We start from the raw sequence: 23,352 nt of genomic DNA, 5'->3' as shown, positions 1-23,352 counted from the left end.
GCGGCCGGGCACAGGGACGGGCAGGCCCGAGGGCCTGCCCGTCCTCATGCGTGATCCGGAGAGAGCGATCAGGCCTGCTTCGTCCAGCTGTAGGCATTCCAGGTGATGCCGGTCTGCGTGGGGTTCATCTCCACGCCCTCGAGCTTCGAGGAGTGCGCGATGATGTCGGCGTTGGCGTAGAGCACCACGTTGTACTGGGTCTCGGCGAGGCGCTGCTCGAGCTCGGTCTTGAGCGCAGGCACCTTGTCGGCGTCAGTGGTGGTGGCGATCTCCGTCCACAGGCGGTCGACCTCGGGATCGGTGTAGCCACCGAAGTTCTGCTCGCCACCGGTCACGTAGATCGACTGGCCGGAGGCGACCAGGCCGGATCCGGCCCAGCCGAACAGGACGGCGTCCCAGGCGCCGGGCTGGGAGAGCTTGGCGCTCCACTCGGCCTCGGGCTGCGGGACGATCTCGAAACCGGCCTTGTCGCAGGAGTCCTTGACGAGGGCCACCATGTCGGCGCGGAGCTGGCTCGTGGCGGCGTACATGAGGCTGACCTTTACGGGCTCGGTCTTGCCGGCCTCGGCCAGGAGCTTCTTGGCGCCCTCGATGTCGGCGGAACCGTCACCCTGGGCGGCTTCGGCGCCGTCGAGGACCGTCTCGTAGTCGGGCTGGCCCGGCTGGTACTCGCGCAGGTTCATGACCGTCCCCTCGGGGTCGATCGGGGTCACGAACTTGTCGACCATGTCGGCACGGGGCGTGCAGGCGTTGAAGGCCTGGCGCACCTTGACGTCCTCGAAGACGGCGCCGGGGCGCTGGTCGAGGTCGATGTGCGAGAAGGTCAGCGAGGTCCCGGTGTCGACCGTGACGGTCTCACCGATCTGCTCGAGGGCGGCCTTCGTGTCCACGGAGGGGCTGGACGGGTCGATGACGTCCACGTCGCCGTTCTGCAGGGCCTGGACGGCCTCCTCGTCGACGATGGTCTTGAAGACGATGGTGTCGGTCTTGCCGGCACGCTCCTCGCCCCAGTACTTGTCGTTCTTGACGAGGGTGAGCGTGCCGTTGGTGGCGTTGTCCAGCTTGTAGGGGCCGGAGGAGGGCAGCAGTGCCAGGTCTGGGAGGGTGGGGAGATCCGCCTCGTAGTCCCAGCCCGTGTTCCAGAACTCCGCCACCGGCGTGAGCGCGGCGACGTCCTTGTTCTGGATGGCATCGACGAGCGCGGCGCCGTCACCCTCGGTGGACAGTCCGCCCTGCTCGGCCGCGATGTGCGCGGGCACGATCAGGTCGCCGGTGAGCAGTGCCTCCCAGTCGGCGTACGGCTCGTTGAAGACGAGCTCGAACTCCTTGTCGCCCGGCTCACCCTCGATCATCTTGGTCTGGGCGAAGCCGTTGGTGGACGAGGCCTTGAACAGGTCCGACTCGGCGCCCGTCTCGGGATCCGTGACACCGCTGGGGTTCGTGCCGGACATGGCGGCCCAGGTGAGCAGGAGGTCGTCGTAGTCGATCGGGACACCATCGGACCAGACAGCATCTTCGTCGATGGTGTACTTGATCGTCAGCGGGTCGTCGCTGACCTTCTCGTAGGTGCCGAAGTCCGGGTTGGCTTCCAGCTCGCCGGCCGCGGTGAAGGCCGCGAAGCCGCTCGTGGTCAGGTTGCTCACGTAGCCGTTGTACACGGAGTTGGTGGCGGCGGTGTTGCCGTTGTAACCCGTCGGTGCCTGGCTGATCGCGATGTTGATCGTCGTCGCCAGGTTCTCCGTGGCACCTTCCGATGCCGGGCTCTCGGCCGTCCCGCCCGCCGATCCACAGGCGCTCAGCATGAGCGCTCCGATGGACAGTGCGGCGAGCGTCGTAGCGCGCTTATTACGCATTGAGATAGTCCTTACTGTGCTTGGCGCGAGGGGCCAAGGGATGCCCCACGAGGCGGATTGCTGCAGTGACGGCAATCACACTGGGCCAGCATAGCGAAGGTTCGTTGCCTCCGGACACTCAGCGAACCATTCCTAACCCATTCGTTACCTCGGTGAAACATAAGGTTGCTGCGCAAACGAAAAGCCCCGGGAGGACCGTGTCCCCGGGGCTTTCCGGCGTGCTGGTGCCTTATTCTGGCGCCGGCACGTCCAGCCACTGGAACCAGCCGCGGTGCAGCACGAGCCAGGCCATGAGGCCGTAGCCGGCCTGGCCCGGGGTGCCGCCGTTCGAGGCGAGATCGTGGCGCCACTGCTCGTGGGCCAGCAGTGGGGTGAACGTGTCCACGAAGACGTGCTTGCGGCGCGTGGTGACGTCGCCGAAGGCGGCTGAGAGATCGGCCAGGCGGCGGTTGCGCTCGGGATCCAGACCCGGGGGAGGGCCCACGACGAGCACCTTGACGCTCATCTGCGAGGCTCCGTCGAGGATGTTCGCCAGGTTGAGACGGCTCCTGGCCGTGGACAGCTCGAGGTCGAGGTCCCGGTCCGAGAGGCCGATCACCAGGCGGTTCTCGAAACCGTCGCCGAAGCGCCGCCCGGCCTCTTGCAGCCAGCGGTTGGCGAGAGACTCGGTCCCCTCCCCGGGGGCCGCGAGGCTGTAGGCCTCCAGGGAGGCGCCGTCGGGCCGGGTGCGGGCCATCACGCGTCCGAGCCAGCCGAGCGCCCGTGGATCACCGAGCCCCGCAAGGAGTTCGTCGCCCACTGCTGCTAGCCGGATTCTGCGTTGTTCCACTGGTCCCTCGGTGTGCTGGTCGTCGTACGGAGTCGGATGGGTTCGGGCGGAGCCGGGGTGCCGTGACGGCAGGGTCCCGTTCCAGCCTTAAAGACGTCGGGTGGGGCCGGAGCCCCACCCGACATCATACTGACGGCTTGCTACTGGCGGCCGAAAGCCCTCTTGATGAGGAGTTCCTGTTCCACCGCGTGGTTCTTCGCGGAACCCGTGGCGGTGGACGCCGACGCCGGGCGCGAGGCCAGGCGGATGCGCCGGTCCAGCTCCTGCGGCAGGTTCAGTCCGATGAAGGGCCACGGTCCCTGGTTGGCCGGTTCGTCCTGCGCCCACACGATCTCCGCGTTCGGGTACGCGGCCAGGGCGGCGTGGATCCCGTCCAGGGGGAGCGGGTAGAGCTGCTCGACGCGGACGATGGCGGTCCGTGCGTCGTCGAGCTTCTGCCGCGAGGACAGGAGGTCGTAGTACAGCCGGCCCGACACGAGGATCACCCGCTCGACGTCGTTCCCGGGCGTCTCGAGCGTATCGGGGATGACCGGGCGGAAGGTGCCCTGTATGAAGTCCTCGACCGGGCTCGCCGCGGCCTTCAGGCGCAGCAGCTGCTTGGGCGTGAAGATCACGAGCGGCTTGCGCGGACGGTTGTACGCGTGCCGCCTCAGCAGGTGGAAGTGGGATGCGGCCGAACTCGGGTTGGCCACCACCATGTTCTCCTCGGCGCACATCTGCAGGAAGCGCTCGATCCTCGCCGAGGAGTGGTCGGGACCCTGGCCCTCGTAGCCGTGGGGAAGCATGAGGACGAGGGAGGAGCGCTGGCCCCACTTCTGCTCCGCCGAGCTGATGAACTCGTCGATGATGGTCTGCGCGCCGTTGACGAAATCGCCGAACTGCGCCTCCCAGATCACGAGTGCGTCGGGGCGCTCCACGGAATAGCCGTACTCGAAGCCCATCGCGGCGTATTCGCTGAGCAGGGAGTCGTAGACCCAGAACTTCGCCTGGTCGTCGCTGAGGTCGTCCAGCGGCAGCCACTCGTGGCCGGTGGCGCGATCGTGGAACACGGCGTGGCGCTGCACGAAGGTGCCGCGGCGCGAGTCCTGGCCGGCGAGCCGCACGGGCACGCCCTCCATGAGCAGCGAACCGAACGCCGCGATCTCGCCGAAGCCCCAGTCGATGCCGCCCTCGCGGGACATCTGCTCGCGCTTCTCGAGCAGCGCCTTGAGCTTCGGGTGCACCGTGAAGCCCTCGGGGATCGCGGTGTGCGCCGCGCCGATCCGGGCGAGCGTCTCGGGGCTGATCGCCGTCTGCGGCGCCTCGTTCTCCCCGCCCTCGGCCTGCTGCGCGTAGGGGCGCTCGAGGTCGGACACGGCCTTCGGGTCCTTGGTGATGACGGGGATGGGCGAGGTCTGGGCGGCATGCGTCTCCGCGAAGACACGCTCGAGGCGCTCCTGGTAGTCGCGCAGGGCCTGCTCGGCCTCTTCCTGCGTGATGTCGCCGCGACCGATCAGGGCCTCGGTGTAGAGCTTCCGGACCGAGCGCTTGGCCTCGATGAGGTTGTACATCATGGGCTGCGTCATCGAGGGGTCGTCGCCCTCGTTGTGCCCGCGGCGGCGGTAGCAGACCATGTCGATGACGACGTCCTTGTTGAACCGCTGACGGAACTGGTACGCCATCTGGGCCACGCGGACCACGGCCTCCGGGTCGTCGCCGTTCACGTGGAACACGGGGGCCTGGACCATCTTCGCGACGTCGGTGGAGTACACCGAGGACCGGGAGGACGTGGGGCTCGTGGTGAACCCCACCTGGTTGTTCACGATCACGTGGATGGTGCCGCCGGTGCGGTACCCGCGCAGCTGCGACAGGTTCAGCGTCTCCGCCACCACGCCCTGGCCGGCGAACGCGGCGTCGCCGTGGATGAGGATCGGCAGCACGGGGAAGGTGTCGCCCTGGTCGAGGAGGTCCTGCTTCGCGCGGACGATGCCCTCGAGCACGGGGTCGACGGCCTCGAGGTGGGACGGGTTCGCCGCGAGGTAGACCTTGGTCTCGTTCCCGGCGTCGGAGGTGAAGGTGCCCTCGGTGCCGAGGTGGTACTTGACGTCGCCGGAGCCCTGTACGGAGCGGGGGTCCTGGGTGCCCTCGAACTCGCGGAACACCTGGGCGTAGGTCTTGCCGGCGATGTTCGTCAGCACGTTCAGCCGGCCGCGGTGTGCCATGCCGATGGCCACCTCGTCCAGGCCGTCGTCCGCCGCACCGGAGATCACGGCGTCGAGCAGCGGGATCAGGGACTCGCCGCCCTCGAGGGAGAAGCGCTTCTGGCCCACGAACTTGGTCTGCAGGAAGGTCTCGAAGGCCTCGGCGGAGTTCAGCTTGTGCAGGATGCGCAGCTGCTCCTCGCGGCTGGGCTTGGAGTAGGGGTGCTCCAGCTCGTCCTGGAACCACTGGCGCTCGGCCGGGTCCTGCAGGTGCATGTACTCGATGCCCGTGGTGCGGCAGTAGGCGTCACGCAGGACGCCGAGCATGTCGCGGAACTTCAGCATCGGCTGGCCGCCGAAGCCGCCGGTGGGCCACTCGCGGTCGAGGTCCCACAGCGTGAGTCCGTGCGTGCGGATGTCGAGGTCGGCGTGCTTGCGCTGCACGTACTCGAGCGGGTTCGTGTCCGCCATGAGGTGACCGCGCACACGGTAGGCGTGGATGAGCTGCTGGATCCGGGCGACCTTGTTGATCTGGTCCATCGGGTCGACCTGGATGTCGGCGCTCCAGCGCACGGGCTCGTAGGGGATGCGGAGGGACTCGAAGATCTCGTCGTAGAAGCCCTGCTCGCCCAGCAGCAGCTGGTGGATGATGCGCAGGAACTCGCCGCTGCCCGCGCCCTGGATGACACGGTGGTCGTAGGTCGAGGTGAGCGTGATGGTCTTGCTGATCGCGTGCTTGGCGAGGGTCTTCTCGCTCGAACCCTGGAACTCGGCGGGGTACTCGAGGGCGCCGGCGCCGATGATGCAGGCCTGGCCCTTGGAGAGGCGGGGGACGGAGTGGACCGTCCCGATGCCGCCCGGGTTGGTCAGGGACACCGTGGTGCCGGCGTAGTCGTCGGCACCCAGCTTGCCCGCACGGGCCTTCTTCACCAGGTCCTCGTAGGCGTGCCAGAACTCCGAGAAGTTCATGGTCTCGGCCTTCTTGATGTTCGGCACAACGAGCGAGCGCGTGCCGTCCGGCTTCGGCATGTCGATCGCGAGGCCGAAGTTCACGTGCGCAGGCTGGATGGCTGAGGGCTTGCCGTCGACGACGTCGTAGTAGACGTTCTGCGAGGGGAACTGCGCGAGGGCCCGGATGATCGCGTAGCCGATGAGGTGCGTGAAGGAGACCTTGCCGCCGCGGGCCCGGGCGAGGTTGCTGTTGATGACCACGCGGTTGTCGATCAGCAGCTTGGCCGGGATGGCGCGGACGCTGGTCGCCGTGGGGACGCTCAGGCTGGCTTCCATGTTGGTGGAGATGGCCTTGGCCGGGCCGCGCAGCACGCTGACCCTGTTCTCCTCCATCTCGCCGTTGCGGTCCGAGGCGGGCAGCTCTGCCGGGATGGGCTTCGGCGCGGGCTTGTCCTCCCGCGGCGTATCCGGCTTCTTCGCCGGTTCCTTCGCGACGGGGGGCTTGCCGTTCTGCTGCGTGCTGGCCGGGCTCTCACCCGACGCCTTCGGCGCGGGAGCCTCGGCCTTCACGACCGGGAGCTCCTTGGTCGCGGGGCGGGGGTCCACGGTGGCCGAGGTGCCGCTGTTCCCAGGCGCCGCCGGAGCAGCGGGCGCCGGCGCGGTGGCCTGGTCGGGTGCGTGGCGGCCGTTCCCGGCCGGCGACTTCTCCGCGTCGAACGACTCGAACAGGTCCCACCACTTCTTGTCGACCGAGTGGCGGTCCTTCTGGAACTGCTCGTAGAGTTCATCAACAAGCCACTCGTTCCCGCCGAATTCTTCAGGTAGACGGTGGCTGGTTTGTTCTGGCACTTGGTATACGCCTCTTCCGTAAGTTGCCCTGAGCGCGGTGCGGGCGGCACGTTCGGCGGAAAGCCGTGTCTGGACCCTGTCCAAGTGTAGTGACAGGAGTAGGCAACATCCAATCAGGCGTGTCGCCCGGAGGTGCGCCGTGCGATACTGCGGGCGCCCGGCGGATGTGCTCCGCGGGGGGCGACGCACTAGACTCTTCGCGGCCGTACACCCGGCCGTCCACCAGGCTGCCCCTCCGGCCGTCGATCCAGGGAGAACCGTGCGCTTTCTCACCCCGCCCACCACAGACCTCACCTACTCGGACGTCTTCCTCGTGCCCAGCGCGTCCGAGGTGGTCTCGCGCTTCGACGTCGACCTCTCCTCCGACGACGGCACGGGCACCACGATCCCGCTCGTGGTCGCGAACATGACGGCCGTGACCGGCCGGCGCATGGTCGAGACCGTCGCCCGCCGCGGCGGCATCGGCGTACTGCCCCAGGACGTGCCGGTCGAGGTGATCGCCGAGGTCACCTCCTGGGTCAAGGGCCGGCACCCCGTCTTCGAGACGCCCCTCAAGCTGCAGCCCGGCGACACCGTGATCGACGCGCTCCACCTCATGCACAAGCGCGCGCACGGAGCGGTCCTCGTGGTCGACGACGGCGGGTCGTGCGTGGGCGTGGTGTCGGCCGCGGACTGCGAGGAGGTGGACCGCTTCGCCTCGCTCGAATCGGTGATGCGTGCCGCCCCGGCCGCGTTCGAGGCGTCCATGTTCGACGGTGACCCCGCCGCCGCGCTGCAGAAGGCTTTCGAGGACCTCGACGGCGCGCGCACTGCGCTCGCCCCCGTGGCACGGGACGGCGTGCTGCAGGGCGTGATCACCCGCACGGGAGCGCTCCGCTCCACGATCTACGATCCCGCGCTCGATGCCTCCGGCCGGCTCCGCGTGGCCGCCGCCGTCGGGATCAACGGCGACGTCGGGGCCAAGGCGGCCGCGCTGCTCGAGGCCGGCGTGGACGTCCTCGTCGTCGACACCGCGCACGGCCACCAGCGCAAGATGCTCGACGCCCTCGCCGTGGTGCGCGGACTCGATCCGAAGGTCCCCATCGTGGCCGGCAACGTGGTGAGCGCCGACGGCGTCCGCGACCTCGTCGCCGCGGGGGCGTCCATCGTCAAGGTGGGCGTCGGCCCCGGCGCCATGTGCACCACGCGCATGATGACGGCCGTCGGACGCCCGCAGTTCTCCGCCGTCCACGAGTGCGCGCAGGCGGCCGCCGAACTCGGCGCCCACGTCTGGGCGGACGGCGGCGTCCGCTACCCGCGCGACGTGGCCCTGGCCCTCGCCGCCGGCGCGAGCCAGGTCATGATCGGCTCCTGGTTCGCCGGCACCTACGAGAGCCCGGGCGACCTGCAGACCGACAGCAACGGCCGCCGCTACAAGGAGAGCTTCGGCATGGCGTCGGCGCGCGCCGTCCAGAACCGGACCCGGCGCGACGACGTCTTCGCGCGCGCCCGGAAGGGCCTGTTCGAGGAGGGCATCTCCACGTCGAAGATGTACCTCGACCCCGCCCGTCCCGGCGTCGAGGACCTGCTGGACTCGATCACCGCCGGTGTCCGCAGCTCCATGACCTACGCGGGCGCGGCGTCGCTGGCCGAATTCCGGGAGCGCGCCGTGGTGGGCGTGCAGTCGGCCGCCGGCTACGAGGAGGGGCGGCCGCTCCAGCAGAGCTGGTAGGGCGCACGGGCCGGGTCCGATTGCGCCTGCGGCGGACCCGGCGGAAGTCCTCCGCCCGCGGCGGGCGCGAGCCGGTAAACTGGGACACCTTATGGACAGTCCTTCCAGGGGCCGGCTCGACGCCGGCATACCCTCACCTCTTGCCCATCAGCTGCCTGCCTGTGATGCGGAACGCCCGGCCGATGCCGGTTCCGACGCAGCAGCCCTCTCCTCCGACGCCGCGGACCCCCTCAGACGCGGCCCGCTGCCTGCCCTGCCCGGGTGTCCCGGGGAGGTGGGGTAGCGGTGGAGTGGATCTATCTGGCCTTCGGCCTGCTGCTCGTCCTCGGGACGGGCTTCTTCGTGGCGGTCGAGTTCGCCCTCGTCGCGCTCGACCAGACCTATGTGCAGCGCGCGGTCGACGAGGGCGACACGAAGGCCGAGCCCCTGCTCCGATGCCTGAAATCGCTCTCCACGCAGCTGTCCAGCTGCCAGCTGGGCATCACCCTGACCACGCTGCTGACCGGTTACGTCATGGAACCGTCGGTCGGACGGCTGCTGGAGACCCCGCTCGCGGCCCTCGGACTCTCGGAGGCGCTGACGGCCTCGACCTCGATCGTCATCGCGATGATCCTGGCGACCCTGCTCTCGATGCTCATCGGCGAGCTGGTCCCCAAGAACCTCTCCATCTCCCTGCCCTTCCGGGTCGGCAGGGCGCTCGCGCGTCCGCAGCTCGTCTTCACCGCCGTCTTCAAGCCGGCCATCGTCGTGCTCAACGGCTTCTCCAACAAGGTGCTCAACGTCTTCGGCCTCGAGGCCAAGGAGGAGATCTCGGGCGCGAGGACGCCGTCGGAGCTCTCCTCGCTCGTACGCCGCTCCGCGGAGATGGGCACGCTGGACCAGGGCACCGCCGACTTCCTCGCCCGGACGTTCAGCTTCTCCGAGCGCACGGCGGCCGACGTCATGACCCCGCGCATCCGCATGGAGGTCATCGATTCCGAGCAGACCGTGGCCGACGTCGTGGAGGCCGCTCGGCGGACCGGCTACTCGCGCTTCCCCCTCATCGGCGAGTCCGCCGATGACATCCGGGGCGTGGTGCACGTCAAGAAGGCCGTCTCCGTGCCGCGCCACAAGCGCGCGGAACTGCCCGCCGGGACCATCATGACCGAGGTGCTGCGCGTGCCCGAGACCGTGCACCTGGACTCGCTGCTCAGCGAGCTCCGGGAGGCCAACCTCCAGCTCGCCGTCGTGCTGGACGAGTACGGCGGCACGGCCGGCGTCGCCACGCTCGAGGACCTCGTGGAGGAGATCGTCGGCGAGGTGAAGGACGAGCACGACAAGCTCAAGCCCGGGGTGCTGCAGAGCGCAGCGGGTGACTGGTTCTTCCCGGGCCTCCTGCGTCCCGACGAGGTCACGGTCCAGATCCCCGGCCTCGTCGTCCCGGACGAAGCCGGGTACGAGACGGTGGCCGGGTTCATCATGGCCGAGCTCGGGCGCGTCGCGGCTCCGGGCGACACCGTCGAGGTGCCCGCCGGGACCCTCACGGTGGAGCGCATGGACAACCGTCGCATCGACCGCGTCCAGTTCCGGCCGGCACCCGTCCCCGAGGGCGGGGGCGCCGGGCAGATCGACGAGGCCGTCGTGCCGGAGCACCAGCCGGTGCCCCTGGGCACCGGCTCCCACGACGCCATCCCCCCTGCCACGGCCCGCCCCGCCTTCGCGGGCAGCACCACGACCCGGAAGGACGCGCGATGAGCGACTGGGCAGGAATCGTCTGGCTCGTCATCCTCCTGATGGGCAACGCCTTCTTCGTCGGCGCGGAATTCGCGATCATGTCCGCGCGCCGGAGCCAGATCGAGCCCCTGGCGGACGAGGGATCGAAGAGGGCCAGGACCACCATCTGGGCCATGGAGCATGTGTCCCTCATGCTCGCCTGCGCACAGCTCGGCATCACGGTCTGCTCGCTGCTGATCCTCCAGGTCGCCGAGCCGGCCATCCACCACCTGCTCGAGGTACCCCTCGAGGCCGTCGGGCTCCCCGAAGGGCTCGTGGGCGGCGTCGCCTTCGCGCTCGCCCTGCTCCTGGTGACGTTCCTGCACGTGACGTTCGGTGAGATGGTGCCCAAGAACATCTCGGTCTCCGTCGCCGACCGGGCGGCGCTCCTGCTGGCTCCGCCGCTGGTCATGATCGCGCGGGTGGTCAACCCGGTGATCTCCACGCTGAACTGGACCGCCAACCACATCCTCCGCGCCCTCAGGGTGGAACCGAAGGACGAGGTCTCCTCGACGTACACGCTCGAGGAGGTGCAGTCGATCGTCGAGGAGTCCACCAGGAGCGGACTCGTGGACGACGAGTCCGGCCTGATCACCAGCGCCCTGGAGTTCTCCGGGCAGACGGCCGAGACCACGATGGTCCCCCTCGGCGAACTCGTGACGGTCCGCACCGACGCCACGCCAGAGGACTTCGAGCGCGCCGTGGGCCGCACCGGGTTCTCACGGTTCGTGATGGTGGACGAGGGCGGGAACCTGACCGGCTACATGCACCTGAAGGACATCATGTCCATGCCGCAGTCCATGTACCGCAGGCCCATCACGGAGAACAAGGTCCGCACGCTGGTGAATCTCTCACTCGGGGACGAGATCGAGGACGCCCTCGCGGTGATGCAGCGGACCGGTTCCCACCTGGCGCGCGTGCTGGGCCCCGACGGCTCCACCCGCGGCGTGCTCTTCCTCGAGGACGTGATCGAGCAGCTCATCGGCGAGATCCGGGACGCCACCCAGAACCAGGGAGTCCGCAGGACGGGGGAGGGCGGGGGCAGCACCGCAGCCTCGATGACCTGAGCCGCCGCTCCGGCACGATGCGAACCGTTCGCGTTTCAGCTATGCTCGTCTGGCTAACGTAAACAGTTCTCATTAGTCTGATCGAGGTACCGATGTCCTTCTCCCGCCGTCTCGCCGTGCCAGCTCTCCTGGTCGCCTCAGCGCTCGGTCTGGCCGCCTGCGGGGAGGGCGCCTCGGAGGCGCCCGGCGCCGCCGAGGACGGTGGGCTGAGCATCGTCACCTCCACCAACGTGTACGGGGACATCGCCGCGACGATCGCCGGCGACGAGGTGGAGGTCACCGCGATCGTGGACAGCCTCAGCCAGGACCCCCACTCGTACGAGGCCACCGTCCAGGACAAGCTGTCCGTGTCCGAGGCGGATCTCGTGATCGAGAACGGGGGAGGCTACGACCCGTTCCTCGGGCGCCTCGCCGAGGAGACGGGCGTGGAGTCCGTGCTCAACGCCGTCGAGCTGTCGGGGCTCGAGGGATCGGAGGAGCACGCCGAGGAATCGGAGGAACACGCCGAGGAATCCGCAGAGGGACACGCCGAGGAGGGCCACGCGCACGGCGCCTTCAACGAGCACGTCTGGTACAGCCCGCCCGCCATGGTCGCGCTCGCCGACGCCATCGCCGGGGAGCTCGGCCGGCTCGACCCGGCCGGTGCCGACGCCTACCGCGAGCGGGCCGATGCCTTCATCGCCGCTCTGCAGCCAGTCCAGGACCGTCTCGCGGCGCTGAAGGCGGACGGCCCCGGCGGCACCGTGGCCGTGACGGAGCCCGTGCCCGCCTACCTCCTGGAGGCCGCAGGCCTCGAGGACGTGACGCCGGAGGAGTTCGGCGAGGCCATCGAGGAGGAGACCGACGTCCCCGTCGCCGTCCTCGACGAGATGACGACGCTCGTCGCGGGCGGCACGCTCACCTTCCTCGCGTACAACGAGCAGACGGAGGGACCGCAGACCGAGGCGGTGCGCTCCGTCGCCGAGGACGCGGGACTCCCCGTCCTCGGATTCACCGAGACGCTGCCCGACGGGGAGGACTATGTTTCATGGATGACGGCTTCCACGGATAGCATCGAGGCCGCGCTCGGGTCCTGAGGATCCGGGCACCCGATTCCCTGCAGCACCCCCGCACCGCCCTGCACCACCCTGCACCCGACAGACTGGAAACCGCCCCGCATGACCTCGACGACGCCCCGGCACGCGCCCGCACCGGACGTGTCGGCACGTCCGCCGGCTGTCCGCCTGCGGGGCGCAGCGCTCTCCTTCGGTCAGCGGACCCTGTGGGAGGGGCTGGACCTCGACGTCCGGCCCGGCGAGTTCCTGGCCGTGCTGGGCCCCAACGGGTCGGGCAAGACGAGCCTCCTGAAGGTCCTGCTCGGCCTCCAGCCGCTCACCGCCGGCACCGCGACCGTCGACGGCCGGCCCGTCACGCGGGGCAGCAGGAGCCTGGGCTACATCCCGCAGCAGAAGTCGTTCCCGCCCGAGACACCGCTGCGCGCACGCGACCTCGTGGGGCTCGGCGTCGACGGTCACCGGTGGGGGCTGCGGACGCGGGGCAGGGCGTACCGCGAGCGCGTGGACCGCCTCCTGCGCGACGTCGGTGCCGAGGCCTACGCCGACGCCCCCGTGGGACTGCTCTCCGGCGGTGAGCAGCAGCGACTGCGCGCGGCCCAGGCCCTGGCGACCGAGCCCACCGTGCTCCTGTGTGACGAACCGCTGCTGTCACTCGACCTCAACCACCAGCAGGCGGTGAGCTCGCTCATCAACCGGCAGTGCCACGAGCGGAACAGCGCGGTGGTCTTCGTGACCCACGAGATCAATCCGGTGATCGACTACGTCGACCGCGTCCTCTACCTTGCCGGCGGCAGGTTCCGGGTCGGCGCCCCCGCCGACGTCATGACGAGCGAGGTGCTCTCCGATCTCTACGACAGCCCCGTGGAGGTCCTCCACAGCAACGGCCGGATCGTGGTGGTCGGCCTGCCCGATGCCACGACCCATCACCACGAGGGCGCCTGACCATGGACTTCTCCGAGATCGTCGGCGCCGTCTTCACGTTCGACAACTACGCGCAGCTGCTGCCCCTCGTCCGGAACTCGCTGATCGCCGGGGCGGTCCTCGGACTGCTGGGTGGGCTCATCGGGACGTTCGTCATGATGCGCGACCTCGCCTTCGCCGTGCACGGCATCGCCGAACTCTCCTTCGCCGGGGCGGCCTTCGCGCTGCTCGTCGGCGCCAACGTGGTGGCCGGCTCCCTCGTGGGCTCGGTCCTCGCCGCGCTCGTCCTCGGGCTCATGGGCATGCGGGCGCGGGACCAGAACTCGATCATCGGGGTCGTCATGCCGTTCGGCCTGGGCCTCGGCATCCTGTTCCTCGCCCTGTACGAGGGGCGCGCAGCCAACAAGTTCGGCCTGCTGACCGGGCAGATCGTCTCGGTCGACGACGTGCAGCTGAACCTCCTGGTGGGTTGCGCCGTCGTCGTCATCCTCGCCCTGGCCGCGATCTGGCGTCCGCTCACCTTCGCGAGCGCCGATGCCGACCTCGCCGAGGCGCGCGGCGTTCCCGTCCGGGCGCTCTCGATCCTCTTCATGGTGCTGCTGGGGATCTCCGTGGCGCTGTCCATCCAGGTGGTCGGCGCCCTGCTGGTCCTCGCGCTGCTCATCACGCCCGCCGCGGCTGCCCTGAAGGTCACGGCGGCGCCCGGGCTCGTGGTCCTGCTCAGCGTCCTGTTCGCCTGCACCTCGGTGGTGGGCGGCATCCTCCTGGCACTGGGTGGACGGATCCCTATCAGCCCCTATGTCACCACGATCTCGTTCGTGATCTACCTGGTGTGCCGCCTCGTCGGTGCGCGGAGGACGAGGCGGGGATCGCGGAGGTCCGGTGCTTCGTCCGCCGAACCGGTCACGGCGCCGACCGGGGGCTAGGGCTCGGGGGAACGATCCGACTGGTCGACGGCGTCGGCGATCGCCTGTTCCATGCTGCGCAGGAACCGCGTGACCGTCTCGGTCTCGTCGTCGGTCAGGCCGTCCGCCGCGGCGAGCACGCCGCGCTTCTCGATGTCGAAGGCGGCGCGGAACTCCGCCGTCGCCTTCTCCCCGGCTTCGAGGATCACGGCCCGGCGATCGACGGTGTGGCGGCGGCGCCGGATGAACCCCGCCCTCTCGAGCCGGTCGATGACGAGCGTGGTCGACGCGCTCGAGATCCCCAGGGCAAGAGCGAGGTCCTTCGGGCTCGCCGTCTGGTCGCGCTGCCAGGCGGCGAACAGGTGGCGCAGGGCGTTGAGGTCCGTCTCGTTGATACTGAGCCTCTGGCTGAGGCGCCGGCGCAGGTCGCTCTCCAGGACGCGATACGCCCTCAGGGCGTTGAGGACGTCGACGCCCGTGGCACCGCGGCCGGGCACGCCCTCACGGGACGGCGGGTACCAGTAACCCGCTCCCTGCGGGGCGTCCGAGGTCATCATGAGTACAGCTTAGGGCATCTAGTAGTCAACCTCTCTAGCTACCCGGGATCGGTCCTGGAGTTCGACCGACCCGATGTACCGGTCCTCAGCCTCCAGCGGCGGGAAACGGGAAGTCCAGCGCCGATACCGCGACCCCGAGGTCCCCGAGGAAGCGGTGGATCACCGCGGTCTCCTCGGGGGACAGCGCGTTCGTGATCTCCTTCATGCGCTCGTGCAGTGCGCCCATGGTCGAGCGGACCTCCTCGTCGCTGGAGGCCGTGGGCCAGATCTCCACGCCCCGCCCGTCGGTGGCGCTCCGGCGGCGCTCCGCGTGGCCGCTCTTCTCGAGGCGGTCGACCAGGACGGTCGTCGCCGCCGTGGAGATCGCGAGCTCGCGTGCGAGCGCGGCCGCGCTGAGGGGCCGTCCGGATCGGCCCGCCCGGAGCAGGAGCCGCAGCGCCGTCATGTCCGTTTTGCCGAGGTGCATGGACTCCCGGCTCCGGCCGCGCATGGCGCCCTCGGCGTCCCGGTACCGTCGGACGGCGTCGGTCAGCGCGTCGAGATGGTTCACGTGGCCGGCGTCGTGGTCCGTCCCGGACGTCACCGGGGCCCGATCCGCTGCGGCGGGGGCCGGGTTCTCGGGAGGTATCACGTGGTTCAGCGTAGCCGAGGGCGAGGACTGCCGTCGGGGGAGGGCAGGTGCCGGCAGCGGTCCCTTGACAGGCGTCCGCTCCGGCTCGTCTACCGGTCATCGCCCGGTTGCTACCCGGGGGCCGCCCTCAGGGACGGGCGGCCAGGGCCGAGCATTCCGGGCACAGGCCGTGGATCTCGACGGTGTGGGCGGTGTCGGTGAAGCCGTGCTCGGCGGCGATCCGCGCGGCCCACTGCTCGACGGCGGGCGCCTCGATCTCCACGGCCCTGCCGCAGTTCCTGCACAGCAGGTGGTGATGGTGGTGCTCGACGGCGCAGCGACGGTAGACCGCCTCGTTGTCCCCGCTGCGCAGCACGTCCACGAGGCCGTCGTCCGCCATGGACTGCAGGATCCGGTAGGTCGTCGCGAGCGAGACCGATTCCCCGCGGTCATGGATCAGGCGGTGGAGCTCCTGCGTGCTGACGAAGTCGTCGAGGTCGTCGAGGGCGGCGCTGACGGCGCGGCGCTGACGCGTCACGCGCTGCTCCGACCCCTTGCGGACGGGCTGCGCTCCGGCTGTGCCCGGCGTCGATACTGCTTCGGATGTCGCCTCAGGCGTCATGTTCTACCCCTCCCGCGGGCGCTGGCGGTGCCCTGGACCAGAGTCAAGATTATCAGCGCGCCCGCGGGTAGTCTGGGCGCATGCTGCTGACCAAGTACTCGCACTCGTGCGTGAGGCTCGACCAGGACGGGTCCGTGCTCGTCATCGATCCGGGTTCGTTCTCCGAGGTCGAGGAGGCCCTCGAGGGCGCGGACGCCGTCCTCGTCACGCACGAGCACCCCGACCACATCGACGTCGACCGCGTGGTCGCCGGCCTGGCGGCGGACGTGTCGGTGCAGCTCTGGGGTCCGCCGGGCGTCGCCGACGCCGTGACCCGCGGCCTGGGTGACGCCGCCGGGGACCGGATCCACGCCGTGGCGGGCGGTGAGGAGTTCGCTGCCGCGGGCTTCGACATCCGCACGTTCGGCGGCCAGCACGCGCTGATCCACCCCCTGGTCCCGGTGATCGCCAACGTGGGCTTCCTCGTCGCGGGGACGCTCTACCACCCGGGCGACTCGTTCGTCGTCCCGGAGGGCGTCGACGTGGAGACACTGCTCGTGCCCGTCCATGCACCCTGGTCCAAGCTCGCGGAGGTGGTGGATTTCGTGATCTCGGTCGGGGCGCCCAGCGCGTTCCAGATCCACGACGCGCTGCTGAACGCGGCGGGCCTGGGCATCGTCGAGGGCCACGTCACGCGTCTCGGGGAACGCTACGGCACGACCTTCCGGCATCTCGCCACGGGGGAGACCGTCGAGCTCTGACGTACACGGTCGCGGTGGCGTGAAACCCCCCGGGGCTCCGGCGTACGGGGTCCTTGGTGCGGAAAGCGCCGTGTGGTGGACTGGCCTGCATCAGGGCCGGCCACGGCGACCGCCGTGGTCCGGCCGCCCGTCCCGACAGGAGATCTCGATGAAGACTCTGATGGATGTGCAGGAACTGCAGGGCCGGATGACCTCCGGCGCGCAGACGATCCTGCTCGATGTGCGCTGGACGCTGGGTGACGCGCACGGTCACGACCACTACCGATCCGCCCATATCCCCGGCGCCGTGTACGTGGACATGGAGACCCAGCTCTGCGCTCCCGGCGGTCCCGGGCTGGGCCGTCATCCGCTGCCGGACGCCGATGCCCTCCAGGAAGCGGCACGGCAGTGGGGACTGAACGACGGCGACACCGTGGTGGCCTACGACGATTCCGGCAACCTCGCCGCGGCCCGTCTCTGGTGGCTGCTGCGCAACGCCGGCTTCGCGTCGGTCAGCCTGCTCGACGGCGGCCTGGCGGCGTGGCGTGCCGCGGGCTTCGACGTCGAGGGCGGGGAGGAGCGGCACTGCGTCGGCTCGGTGCACCTCTCGGCGGGGCACATGGCCGTGGTCTCGGTCCCGGATCTCCTCGACGCCTCGACCGTCGACGTCGTGCTCGATGCACGGGCGGGCGAACGATTCCGCGGCGAGCAGGAACCCGTCGACCCGATCGCCGGGCACATCCCGGGTGCCGTCAGCGCCCCGACGGCGGAGAACCTCGGTCAGGACGGCCGGTTCCGCTCGGCCGACGAGCTCCGGCGCCGCTTCGGTGCCCTCGGCGCCGACCGCGGCCACGTCGCGGTCTACTGCGGCTCGGGCATCACCGCCGCCCACGAGATCGCGGCTCTCGACATCGCAGGCATCGATGCCTCCCTGTTCCCGGGCTCGTGGTCGCAGTGGTCCACGACGGAAGGGCTGCCCGTCGCGACGGGGGCCTGACGGCCGGGCCGGCACCTCCGGCTCCCGGGCGGACGGGGAACTGGTCCGCCCCGGAGTTGCTCGGGTAGCGTCGGGGCATGACCCCAGGACGTCCCTCGCCGCCGCCCCTGCGCAGCGGTGCCCGACTCACCAGCGCGTCCGCGGACGGCGTCCCACCGCGCGCGACGTCCGCCGACACCGCACCCGAACCTGTACCCGGAACCCCGGCCGACACCCCAGGAGGAACGATGCCCACGCTGTTCACGAGGATCATCGACGGCGAGGTGCCCGGCCGTTTCGTCTGGCAGGACGACGACGTCGTCGCGTTCCTGACCATCGCCCCGATCACGCCGGGCCACACGCTCGTGGTGCCGCGCCGGGAGATCGAGCACTGGCTGCACGCCGACGCCGACACGCTGTCGAAGGTCATGGCTGTCGCGCAGACGATCGGCCGGGCCCAGGAGCAGGCGTTCGGCGCCAGGCGCGTGGGCGTACTCCTCGAAGGCTACGAGGTGCCCCACCTGCACGTGCACGTGTGGCCCACGCAGTCGCCGCAGGACTTCGACGTCAAGCGTGTCGACGTCGCCCCGGATCCCACCACCATGGACCGCGCGGCCGAGGAGCTGCGCGCGGCCCTGCGGGACGCCGGGCACGGCGCCCACGTGCCGGGGTAGCCGGCCCCTACCGCGTCGCGGCGAGCGCCTCGTTCAGGGCCGTCCGCACGCGCTTCTCCGAGACGGAGTAGGCCGTGCCGAGGTCCTGCGCGAACAGGCTGATGCGCAGCTCCTCGATCATCCAGCGGACCCGCCTGAGTGCCGCGGGGCGGTGCCGGCCGGCGGCGAGGGACGCGACGGCGTCGTCGTACTCGTCCTCCAGCCGCTGGATCACCGCGGTGCCGAGACCGTCGCGCTGCACGTTCGTGGGCAGCTTCTCGAGCCGTACCTCGATGCCCCTCAGGTACCGGGGGAGGTGGGCCAGCTGCGCATAGCCCGTCGCCGCCACGAACCCGGGGTACACGAGGTGTTCGATCTGGCTCCGGACGTCGTTGAGCGACGTGATCAGCGCGAGGCTCGTGGTGCCCTTGCGCTGCTTCTGGATCCGACGGGTGCTGGAGAGCACGCGCTCGACCGTCGCCGTCACGGTGAACACGGTGTCGATGAGCTCGGCCCGGACCTCCTCGTACAGCCGGTCGAAGGCCTCCTCCGTCCAGGGCAGCTCCTCCGGCACCAGCTTGTCGATCGCGGCGAGCGAGCAGTCACGGATCAGCTCCGCGACACTGCCGTGCGGATTCTGGCTGAACGTCAGCTTCTCGGTGTTGCTGAGGTGTTCCAGCACGTACTTCGCCGGGCTCGGGATGCGCAGCGACAGGAGCCGGATGACCCCGGCGCGCATGACCGTCGCCTGCTGCCCCGCGTCGGGGAAGACCTTCAGGCCCACGGAGGTGCCCTCGTCGACGACGGCAGGGAAGCCCGTCACGCGGTGGCCGGCGACGGTGCGCGAGACCTCGCGCTCGATACTGCCGAAGGCCCATGCCTTCTCGCCCGTGCGTTCGGCGACGGCGGGGGCCTCGGCCACGGCGACGCCGCCCCGCGACGCCGGTGCGGCCGCGGTGTGCCCGCCCGTCCGGGGCGCCTCGGCTGCAGGAGCACCGCGTCCGCCGCGGGTGGACGCCGGCCGTCCGTCATCCCGCCCGGCGGGACCCGTACGGCCTCCGCGGCCACCCCGACCGGGGCCGGCCGCGGGCCGCGTGCTGCCCGGCGTCGCCCCGAGGGACTGCGCGATGGCGCGGCTGACCGCGGGGGCGAGCTGCTCCTTGAGCGCCTCGAGGTCGCGGGACTCGTCCAGCACGCGTCCGCCGGCGTCGACGATCCGGAACATCATCAGCAGGTGCTGCGGCACGGCCGACCAGTTCCACGATCCGGGCGGGATGATGTGTCCGCGCAGGCGGCGCAACGCGAGTTCGAGGGCCGTCTCGAGGTCGTCCTGGGCAGGGTCGAAGTCCGACGCGAGGGCGGCCACCACGGTCCGTGCGACGTCGGGCGCAGGCACGAAGTTCTTCCGGACCTGCTTCGGCAGGGACTTGATGAGGGCCGTCACGAGTTCCACACGCTGGCCGGGGATCTGCCAGCGGAACGGTTTCGCGTCCAGCTGGTTGAGGAACAGGACCGGGATGGTGACCGTGACGCCGTCGTGCGCGCCCGGTGTCAGGGGTGAGAACTCGTACGCCAGCGGCAGCTCGAAGCCCGCCTGGTGCCACACGTTCGGGAAGGCGGACTCGTCGAGCTCGGCCGCGTCCTCGCTGAGGAGCTTCTCGGGGTCGAAGTCGAGCAGGTCCGGGTGGTCCTGGCGGGCCTGTTTCCACCAGGAGTCGAAGTGCCGCTCCGAGACGACGTCGGCGCCGATGCGCTGGTCGTAGAACTCGAAGAGCGTCTCGTCGTCGACCCGGAGGTCCCGACGGCGCAGGCGGTTCTCGAGCTCGTCCACCTCGGCGAGGCGGGCCTGGTTGCGGCTGAAGAAGGTGTGGTGCGTCTTCCAGTCGCCCTCCACGAGGGCGTGCCGGATGAACAGCTCGCGGGCCACCTCGCGGTCGATCCTGCCGTAGTTGATACGGCGCTGGGGCACGATCGGCACGCCGTACAGCGTGACCTTCTCGTACGCCATGACCGAGCCCATCTTCCGGGACCAGTGCGGCTCGCTGTAGGTGCGCTTCACGAGGTGCGGTGCCACCTGCTCGGCCCACAGGGGATCGATACGCGCGACGACGCGGGCCCAGAGCCGTGAGGTCTCCACGAGTTCGGCGGCCATGACCCAGTCGGGCGACTTCTTGAACAGCGCGGACCCGGGGAAGACGGCGAAGCGCGTCCCGCGGGCTCCGGCGTACTCGCGCTTGCGCTGGTCGTACAGGCCGATGTTGCTGAGCAGGCCCGAGAGCAGGCTCACGTGGATCTGCTCGTGCAGGCCCACGGGGTCCACGGGACCGGCGGGCAGGGTGATGCCGAGCGGCTTGGCGAGCTGGCGCAGCTGCTGGAAGAGGTCCTGCCATTCGCGGACGCGGAGGTAGTTGATGAACTCGGCCTTGCACAGCTTCCGGAACTGCGTCGAGGAGAGCTCGTCCTGCTTCTCCTGCAGATAGCGCCACAGGTTGAGATAGGCGGTGAAGTCCGAGTTCTCGTCGACGAAGCGCTTGTGCTTCTCGGCTGCCTGCTGCTGCTTCGCCGGCTGGTCGGCCGAGGGCCGCTCGCGCGGGTCCTGGATGGTCAGCGCCGCGGCGAGGACCATGACCTCCTTCACGGCACCGCGCGCCCCGGCCTCGACGATCATGCGCCCGAGCCGGGGGTCCACGGGCAGCTGCGCCAGTTTGCGTCCGACGGCGGAGAGGCCGCCGTCGTCCTTCAGCGCCCCGAGCTCGCGCAGCAGGGCGACGCCGTCGTTGATCGCCTTGGTCTCGGGCGGCTCGACGAACGGGAACTCGGCGATGTCCTTCGGGCTGCGCGTGACGCCCATGGCGGCCATCTGCAGGATGACCGCCGCGAGGCTCGTACGCAGGATCTCCGGCTCGGTGAAGGGCCGGCGCGACTCGAAGTCCTCCTCCGAGTAGAGGCGGATGGCGATGCCGTCGGAGACACGGCCGCTGCGGCCCGAGCGCTGGTTCGCGGACGCCTGGGACACGCGCTCGATCGGCAGGCGCTGCACCTTGGTGCGGTGGGAGTAGCGCGAGATGCGCGCCGTCCCGGTGTCGATCACGTACTTGATGCCGGGCACGGTGAGCGATGTCTCGGCGACGTTCGTGGCCAGCACGATCCGGCGGTGGCTGCCCGTGGGACGGAAGACGCGGTGCTGCTCCTCGAGCGACAGTCGCGCGAACAGGGGCAGGACCTCCGTGCCGCGCAGGCGCTGAGTCGACTGGATCCGGGCGCGCAGGGCGTCGGCGGCGTCGCGGATCTCGCGCTCGCCGGAGAAGAACACGAGGATGTCACCGGGCGCCTCGAGGGAGAGTTCGTCCACCGCGTCGCACACGGCGTCCAGCGGGTCCCGTTCCTCCTCGAGCTCGCTGTCGGCCCCGCCGTCGCCGTCGTCGAGCCCGCCCGGTGGCTGGTCGAGCGGCCGGTACCGGATCTCCACGGGATAGGTGCGCCCGGAGACCTCGATGATCGGCGCGGGGGAGGTGTCCTCCACGGCGGCGTCGGCGGCGAAGTGGGCGGCGAAGCGCTCGGGGTCGATCGTGGCCGAGGTGATGATGACCTTCAGGTCCGGCCGTTCGGGCAGGATCCGCCGGAGGTAGCCGAGGATGAAGTCGATGTTGAGGCTGCGCTCGTGCGCCTCGTCGATGATGATGGTGCTGTACTTGCGCAGCATCCGGTCGTGCTGGATCTCGGCGAGCAGGATGCCGTCCGTCATGAGCTTGATCTTCGTCCTGCGGCCCACCGACCCGGTGAAGCGGACCTGATAGCCCACCTCCTCGCCGAGCGGCACCTGCAGCTCCTCGGCGATGCGCTCGGCGACCGTGCGCGCGGCGAGGCGCCGCGGCTGGGTATGGCCGATCAGCCCGCGCTCGGCGAGCCCGAGTTCGAGGCACATCTTGGGGATCTGCGTCGTCTTCCCGGACCCGGTCTCACCGGCGATGATGGTGACCTGGTTGGCCGCGATCGCGGCCATGATGTCTGCCCGGCGCTCCGAGACAGGGAGGTCCGCGGGGTAGGAGATAGTCAGTGTCATGGTTGCCTGCAAGTCTAGTTGCTCGCGCCGGACCGCAGGCGGGCGTTCACCGAGGGCTGGGCTCCTGGTCGACGGCGGCGCCCGTGTGTGCGGCGGCGGGAGTACCCGCCGACCGGCGGAGGCGGTCGGCGACGACGACGGCACGCTCGCGCATCTCGGCCGGCTCGAGGACCTCGAAGTCGATGTCCCAGCTCGCCAGGTACGCGAGGGGGAAGTCGAGCGAATCGAAGCCGGCCCGGAGCAGTGTCGCGTGCTCGCCGTCGGCCTCGAGGGTGCCCGTGCTGGAGGGGACACGTGACTCCAGCTCGTGCAGCGGTGCGTGGAACCGGATGACGGCGTCGTAGGAGTAGGGCGAGCGCGTGATGGATTCCTGCACGTAGGCGGCGAGATCGGCCGCAGGCAGCGGCTTGGGCAGGAAGCGGTCGCGGGCCACCGGGACGCTCTGGCAGCGGTCGACGCGGAAGGTCCGCCAGTCCTCGCGCGAGCGGTCGAAGGCCACGAGGTACCAGCGCCTCCCGGTGTCCACGAGGCGGTAGGGCTCCACGATGCGTCGTGAGGACTCGCCGTCGTGCCGGTCGTAGCGGAAGGCGACGCACCGCCGCTCCGTGATGGCCGCCGAGAACGCGGTGAGCACCTCCGGATTGACGGGCGTGCTCGCGGCCGCCATGCGGGTGACGGCGGAGCGCAGTCCCGAGAAGCGGGGACGCAGGCGGGGCGGCAGCACCTGCTCCAGTTTGGTGAGGGCACGGACGGAGGCCTCCCCGACGCCGGAGACGGGACTGGCCGTGACGGCGGTGAGGCCGATGGCGACGGCGAGCGCCTCGTCGTCGTCGAGCAGGAGCGGCGGGAGCTGCGCGCCGGCGCCGAGCTGGTAGCCGCCCGCGACGCCGGGGGACGCGTTGATCGGGTAGCCGAGGGTGCGGAGCTTGCCGATGTCCCGGCGGACGGTGCGCTCCGTGACGTCCATGCGCTGCGCGAGGGCCGGGCCGGTCCACTCCCGCCTCAGCTGGAGGAGCGAGAGGAGCTGCAGCAACCGTGCCGAGGTCTCGATCATGCTCCCACGGTACGACGACCGGCGG

General features: G+C 70.2%; 17 protein-coding genes. 9 read left to right on the top strand and 8 right to left on the bottom strand.

The annotated features are described in order from the left end of the window. Nucleotides 1–68: 68 nt before the first annotated feature. From ACX80N_RS12120 to ACX80N_RS12110, 3 genes are all read right to left on the bottom strand, one after another. On the bottom strand, nt 69–1,853 hold the full coding sequence (locus ACX80N_RS12120; RefSeq protein WP_105030185.1) for an ABC transporter family substrate-binding protein: 1,785 nt from the start codon (nt 1,851–1,853) through the stop codon (nt 69–71). Nucleotides 1,854–2,082: 229 nt separating this feature from the next. Then, nucleotides 2,083–2,682: a GDSL-type esterase/lipase family protein gene (locus ACX80N_RS12115; protein ID WP_105030186.1), complete on the bottom strand. Its 600-nt coding sequence runs from the start codon at nt 2,680–2,682 to the stop codon at nt 2,083–2,085. 140 nt (nt 2,683–2,822) lie between these two features. Then, nucleotides 2,823–6,662: a multifunctional oxoglutarate decarboxylase/oxoglutarate dehydrogenase thiamine pyrophosphate-binding subunit/dihydrolipoyllysine-residue succinyltransferase subunit gene (locus tag ACX80N_RS12110; RefSeq protein ID WP_459339586.1), complete on the bottom strand. Its 3,840-nt coding sequence runs from the start codon at nt 6,660–6,662 to the stop codon at nt 2,823–2,825. 259 nt (nt 6,663–6,921) lie between these two features. On the opposite strand from ACX80N_RS12110, the gene guaB1 reads away from it, so the two are divergent. The 6 genes from guaB1 to ACX80N_RS12080 all read left to right on the top strand — a co-directional run bounded on the left by guaB1 (nt 6,922) and on the right by ACX80N_RS12080 (nt 14,094). Then, entirely contained in the window at nt 6,922–8,373 is a 1,452-nt protein-coding gene (guaB1, locus tag ACX80N_RS12105) for a GMP reductase (protein ID WP_459339585.1), read from the top strand. Nucleotides 8,374–8,658: 285 nt separating this feature from the next. Beyond that, nucleotides 8,659–10,107 (top strand): hemolysin family protein, encoded by a 1,449-nt coding sequence (locus ACX80N_RS12100; RefSeq protein ID WP_459339584.1) that lies wholly within the window; start codon nt 8,659–8,661, stop codon nt 10,105–10,107. Next, nucleotides 10,104–11,192: a hemolysin family protein gene (locus ACX80N_RS12095; RefSeq protein ID WP_459339583.1), complete on the top strand. Its 1,089-nt coding sequence runs from the start codon at nt 10,104–10,106 to the stop codon at nt 11,190–11,192. The genes ACX80N_RS12100 and ACX80N_RS12095 overlap by 4 nt, the downstream gene beginning before the upstream one ends. A gap of 92 nt (nt 11,193–11,284) precedes the next feature. Further along, complete coding sequence (locus tag ACX80N_RS12090) at nt 11,285–12,268, top strand: metal ABC transporter solute-binding protein, Zn/Mn family (protein WP_459339582.1); 984 nt, start codon at nt 11,285–11,287, stop codon at nt 12,266–12,268. Nucleotides 12,269–12,349: 81 nt separating this feature from the next. After that, nucleotides 12,350–13,189: a metal ABC transporter ATP-binding protein gene (locus ACX80N_RS12085; RefSeq protein WP_105030192.1), complete on the top strand. Its 840-nt coding sequence runs from the start codon at nt 12,350–12,352 to the stop codon at nt 13,187–13,189. A gap of 2 nt (nt 13,190–13,191) precedes the next feature. Next, nucleotides 13,192–14,094 carry a metal ABC transporter permease gene (locus tag ACX80N_RS12080; RefSeq protein ID WP_459339581.1) on the top strand — a complete coding sequence of 301 codons (903 nt, stop codon included), beginning with the start codon at nt 13,192–13,194 and terminating at the stop codon, nt 14,092–14,094. Here ACX80N_RS12080 and ACX80N_RS12075 read toward each other — a convergent pair. The 3 genes from ACX80N_RS12075 to ACX80N_RS12065 form a co-directional block, all read right to left on the bottom strand. Further along, nucleotides 14,091–14,630: a MarR family winged helix-turn-helix transcriptional regulator gene (locus ACX80N_RS12075; protein WP_459339580.1), complete on the bottom strand. Its 540-nt coding sequence runs from the start codon at nt 14,628–14,630 to the stop codon at nt 14,091–14,093. The genes ACX80N_RS12080 and ACX80N_RS12075 overlap by 4 nt on opposite strands. 85 nt (nt 14,631–14,715) lie before the next feature. Further along, nucleotides 14,716–15,261 carry a MarR family winged helix-turn-helix transcriptional regulator gene (locus tag ACX80N_RS12070; protein WP_459339579.1) on the bottom strand — a complete coding sequence of 182 codons (546 nt, stop codon included), beginning with the start codon at nt 15,259–15,261 and terminating at the stop codon, nt 14,716–14,718. Nucleotides 15,262–15,388: 127 nt separating this feature from the next. After that, entirely contained in the window at nt 15,389–15,862 is a 474-nt protein-coding gene (locus ACX80N_RS12065) for a Fur family transcriptional regulator (RefSeq protein ID WP_105030196.1), read from the bottom strand. Nucleotides 15,863–15,942: 80 nt separating this feature from the next. Here ACX80N_RS12065 and ACX80N_RS12060 point away from each other — a divergent pair, with 80 nt between their 5' ends. The 3 genes from ACX80N_RS12060 (at nt 15,943) to ACX80N_RS12050 (ending at nt 18,231) form a co-directional block, all read left to right on the top strand. Next, complete coding sequence (locus tag ACX80N_RS12060) at nt 15,943–16,602, top strand: MBL fold metallo-hydrolase (RefSeq protein WP_459339578.1); 660 nt, start codon at nt 15,943–15,945, stop codon at nt 16,600–16,602. A 148-nt stretch (nt 16,603–16,750) separates the two neighbouring features. Next, a complete protein-coding gene (locus ACX80N_RS12055) occupies nt 16,751–17,578 on the top strand; it encodes a sulfurtransferase (protein WP_459339577.1) in 828 nt (275 codons plus the stop codon). A gap of 227 nt (nt 17,579–17,805) precedes the next feature. Beyond that, entirely contained in the window at nt 17,806–18,231 is a 426-nt protein-coding gene (locus ACX80N_RS12050; protein WP_459339715.1) for an HIT family protein, read from the top strand. A 7-nt stretch (nt 18,232–18,238) separates the two neighbouring features. On the opposite strand, the gene hrpA is transcribed toward ACX80N_RS12050, so the two are convergent. Together hrpA and ACX80N_RS12040 are read right to left on the bottom strand one after the other, a co-directional pair. Further along, on the bottom strand, nt 18,239–22,273 hold the full coding sequence (gene hrpA, locus ACX80N_RS12045) for an ATP-dependent RNA helicase HrpA (RefSeq protein ID WP_459339576.1): 4,035 nt from the start codon (nt 22,271–22,273) through the stop codon (nt 18,239–18,241). A gap of 46 nt (nt 22,274–22,319) precedes the next feature. Continuing rightward, a complete protein-coding gene (locus ACX80N_RS12040; RefSeq protein WP_459339575.1) occupies nt 22,320–23,327 on the bottom strand; it encodes a helix-turn-helix transcriptional regulator in 1,008 nt (335 codons plus the stop codon). Nucleotides 23,328–23,352: the final 25 nt, after the last annotated feature.

The organism is Arthrobacter sp. MDT2-16, assembly GCF_054510925.1.
Note: the sequence above shows the minus strand (reverse complement) of the source record. Positions and strands in the feature narration are given on the sequence as shown.

Excerpts from the sequence above, each read along its gene's own strand:
- ACX80N_RS12090 (WP_459339582.1), top strand. The coding sequence starts at position 11,285 with ATGTCCTTCTCCCGCCGTCTCGCCGTGCCAGCTCTCCTGGTCGCCTCA.
- hrpA (WP_459339576.1), bottom strand. The coding sequence starts at position 22,273 with ATGACACTGACTATCTCCTACCCCGCGGACCTCCCTGTCTCGGAGCGC.
- ACX80N_RS12075 (WP_459339580.1), bottom strand. The coding sequence starts at position 14,630 with ATGATGACCTCGGACGCCCCGCAGGGAGCGGGTTACTGGTACCCGCCG.
- ACX80N_RS12060 (WP_459339578.1), top strand. The coding sequence starts at position 15,943 with ATGCTGCTGACCAAGTACTCGCACTCGTGCGTGAGGCTCGACCAGGAC.
- ACX80N_RS12080 (WP_459339581.1), top strand. The coding sequence starts at position 13,192 with ATGGACTTCTCCGAGATCGTCGGCGCCGTCTTCACGTTCGACAACTAC.
- ACX80N_RS12065 (WP_105030196.1), bottom strand. The coding sequence starts at position 15,862 with ATGACGCCTGAGGCGACATCCGAAGCAGTATCGACGCCGGGCACAGCC.
- ACX80N_RS12050 (WP_459339715.1), top strand. The coding sequence starts at position 17,806 with ATGCCCACGCTGTTCACGAGGATCATCGACGGCGAGGTGCCCGGCCGT.
- ACX80N_RS12120 (WP_105030185.1), bottom strand. The coding sequence starts at position 1,853 with ATGCGTAATAAGCGCGCTACGACGCTCGCCGCACTGTCCATCGGAGCG.
- ACX80N_RS12095 (WP_459339583.1), top strand. The coding sequence starts at position 10,104 with ATGAGCGACTGGGCAGGAATCGTCTGGCTCGTCATCCTCCTGATGGGC.
- ACX80N_RS12040 (WP_459339575.1), bottom strand. The coding sequence starts at position 23,327 with ATGATCGAGACCTCGGCACGGTTGCTGCAGCTCCTCTCGCTCCTCCAG.
- ACX80N_RS12055 (WP_459339577.1), top strand. The coding sequence starts at position 16,751 with ATGAAGACTCTGATGGATGTGCAGGAACTGCAGGGCCGGATGACCTCC.
- ACX80N_RS12085 (WP_105030192.1), top strand. The coding sequence starts at position 12,350 with ATGACCTCGACGACGCCCCGGCACGCGCCCGCACCGGACGTGTCGGCA.